Here is a 2799-nt window from a genome sequence, read left to right on the forward strand (position 1 = left end):
TTCGCTTGTCACACTCGGGCTAGTTGAGCGCTAGCGCTCAACTAGCACCACGGGTACACAAGATTTTCTAAATTTAAAATCCTTACTAGTTATTTCCTTTATAATTTCGAACTCTTCATCTGATTCATTTGGGATTCCTAACTCAACTTCTTCTACACCTACTTGATCCAAAAGTTCCGCAATATGTAATTGTTCTTCTTTAGTAAAAAAGATACTTGGAGCAAACTTTGCATCTCTTAGAGTACAATCACATACCTTTATATTCATAATTAAAGTACCCCTCTACTTTACTAGTTCTAGCTCTTTCAAAAGTTTATTCAATATCTCTGTTTCTGTGGAATTCAAATCTAGTATAGGTAATCTTGTACCTCCGACATTATAACCAAGGATATTCATGGCTCTTTTTATTGGCGAAGGATTAGGCGCAATTTCCAATAAACCTTTTGATATGCCGAAAATTTGGTGATGAATATTTTGTGCTTCTTGGATATCACCTGATAAAAAACTATTAATCATCTGTTGAATTTTCATTGGTAATATATTCCCTAACACCGAAATAACTCCCTTACCTCCAACAGACAATATAGGAAGTGTTAAAGAATCATCGCCTGATAATACACTAAATTCATAATCACGAGAAATTGAAACAAATTTAGAGATTTGTTCTAGATTACCGCTAGATTCTTTAATTCCGATTAAATTTTTTGTATTTTCTAGCAATAGTGATAAGGTTTCAACCTCTAAATTTATCCCCGTCCTACCTGGTATGTTATAAATAATTAAAGGTAGTCCAACTGCGTCTAATAGTTTAAAGTGTTCAATTAATCCTTTTTGAGAAGGTTTATTGTAATAAGGCAAAACTACTAAAGCACCATCTGCCCCAATTTTTTTTGCAAATTCAATGTTTTTAATCGTTTTAGAAGTGTCATTGGTTCCTGTACCTATAAAAACAGGAATTCTCTTATTACTGTATCTCACAATGGTCTCAGCTATATTTTTATATTCTTCTTCTGTTAATGTTGGTGTTTCTCCTGTTGTCCCTAACGGGATTAAGCCACTTGTTCCCCATTGTATATGTTGATCAACCAACTCTTCAATTTTGTTATAATTAACTTTCCCCTTTTCATCAAATGGGGTTACTAAAGCTACATAACACCCTTTAAGTTCCATTTTTATATCCTCCTTTAAACCTTATAATACAAGTTCCCCCATCACTAAACCTTCCTAAATGTCTATTAGGAAATTAATAAATATTTTTCTGAATTTATTATAATTTATTTTTTATTTTTTTTTTCAATAAATAATATGAATTTTATTACAAAATTACTGTGATAGTGTTCATGAATGTGGTTAAATAAGTTGATCTGTTCTTAATATACTAAAGTCATAAAACAATAGGCGGTATGAAATATACTTTTTACAAATCTATTAGACTACGTGACGCAACAATTACCTATTTAACCTCTATTACGTAATATTCCTATTTTTTGTGGATACTAGTATCAATCTTCTTCTATCTGTAGATAAAACTTCTCATGAATTAGAGACAAAAACTCCGTAAGTTGATCCTCCCTCTCTAAGCGAAAATAAACCTTACCAAGATGGAAAGTCGATATCTCCTTTTCTTGGACACGGTCGCCACGTTTATAATGCATCTGAACATCGAGCACTTGCGGTATTGCTTGCAACTCTTCGACAGGTGTAAAATCTTTAATGGTACCATTACGACAAGGTAGACCACACCATCCAAAGATACCTTGAGAGCGTACTGGTTGAAGTTGTGGATCTTGGTTCATTGCGATAAGGAACGAAGCATCCCACATCGACACGCCATACTTTTTAAAGATCGTATCACTGATTCCTCCACCACCAACGCGCAGGGCGATTTCACCTACTAGCAGTTCCCCTGATGAGGTATGGTATATTTCCATATGAGTAGGACCGTCCGTGACCCCGAAAGTCTTTACTACAGATTTATATATCGCGAGAATTTTTTCATGCATCGGATTTTCTTCGTGAATGATGTAAGAGCCGAGTAATCTTCCCCTAGCTTTAAGTGGTGGGCTGAAATACTTAGAGATAGAGACGAACAACAATTGACCGTTATGTATAAGGCCATCGCAGTGATATTCTTCCATTTCTACGTATTTCTCCGCCAGCATCGGAACTTTGTGTTCTTTCAGAGAACGTAGTGCTTCTGATTTATACAAGGATAGATAGGCTTGCGGCGAATCTATACAGAACGTGTCCAACGTACCTGAACCCATCGCTGGTTTTACAATCAATGGCCATCCTAATTTTTCAGCGGCTTGCGGGATGTCTTCGAGACAGTCGAGACGTATGAAATTAGTGACAGGAATACCCGCTTGATGTAGTTTTGTTTTCATCGCCAACTTGTTGGTCATATACAAAGTGGTTTCAAAACTAGGACCAGGGATCGCAAAGTAGGAGCGGAGAAACCCACCCGTAAGCACGCTTTTTTCCGTTGGGGTGATGATATAATCGACAGGCTCATGTTTTAGGATATCAAGCATCAGCAGACGAGCTTGCGACAGATCGCTTACATCTTCTACCTCGTATATCTCATCAGCAAAACTATTATAAATAGAAGCATAACGGCTTCTTGTTAATACGGTCAAACGAATGTCATGGTGCTTGTTGTATTCTTTAAAAAAGCGAATCGGCTCCGGTTTATCCGAATTGATTAGCAGTAAATGAGTCATTCTTCCACCCCTTTAATATTATTGGTATTGTCAAAAGTTTTAAATACATACCCTAAGTTTTTATTGATTTTATGCG

At 36.0% G+C, this 2799-nt stretch carries 3 protein-coding genes; all 3 read right to left on the bottom strand.

Features of this window, described 5'->3' with window-relative positions:
- Positions 1–30: 30 nt before the first annotated feature.
- Positions 31–267, bottom strand: coding sequence for a hypothetical protein (locus tag ACYQY7_RS13835; protein ID WP_461202928.1), 237 nt, complete (start codon positions 265–267; stop codon positions 31–33).
- Between the two features lie 15 nt (positions 268–282).
- Entirely contained in the window at positions 283–1170 is an 888-nt protein-coding gene (gene dapA, locus ACYQY7_RS13840) for a 4-hydroxy-tetrahydrodipicolinate synthase (RefSeq protein ID WP_461202930.1), read from the bottom strand.
- 332 nt (positions 1171–1502) lie between these two features.
- On the bottom strand, positions 1503–2723 hold the full coding sequence (locus tag ACYQY7_RS13845) for an ATP-grasp domain-containing protein (protein WP_429878690.1): 1221 nt from the start codon (positions 2721–2723) through the stop codon (positions 1503–1505).
- Positions 2724–2799: the final 76 nt, after the last annotated feature.

It is taken from the genome of Anoxybacillus sp. TBDG-1, from assembly GCF_054815885.1.

What these genes read in the sequence shown, in the direction of transcription:
- ACYQY7_RS13835 (WP_461202928.1), bottom strand. Translation starts at nt 267, where the DNA reads ATGAATATAAAGGTATGTGATTGTACTCTAAGAGATGCAAAGTTTGCT.
- dapA (WP_461202930.1), bottom strand. Translation starts at nt 1,170, where the DNA reads ATGGAACTTAAAGGGTGTTATGTAGCTTTAGTAACCCCATTTGATGAA.
- ACYQY7_RS13845 (WP_429878690.1), bottom strand. Translation starts at nt 2,723, where the DNA reads ATGACTCATTTACTGCTAATCAATTCGGATAAACCGGAGCCGATTCGC.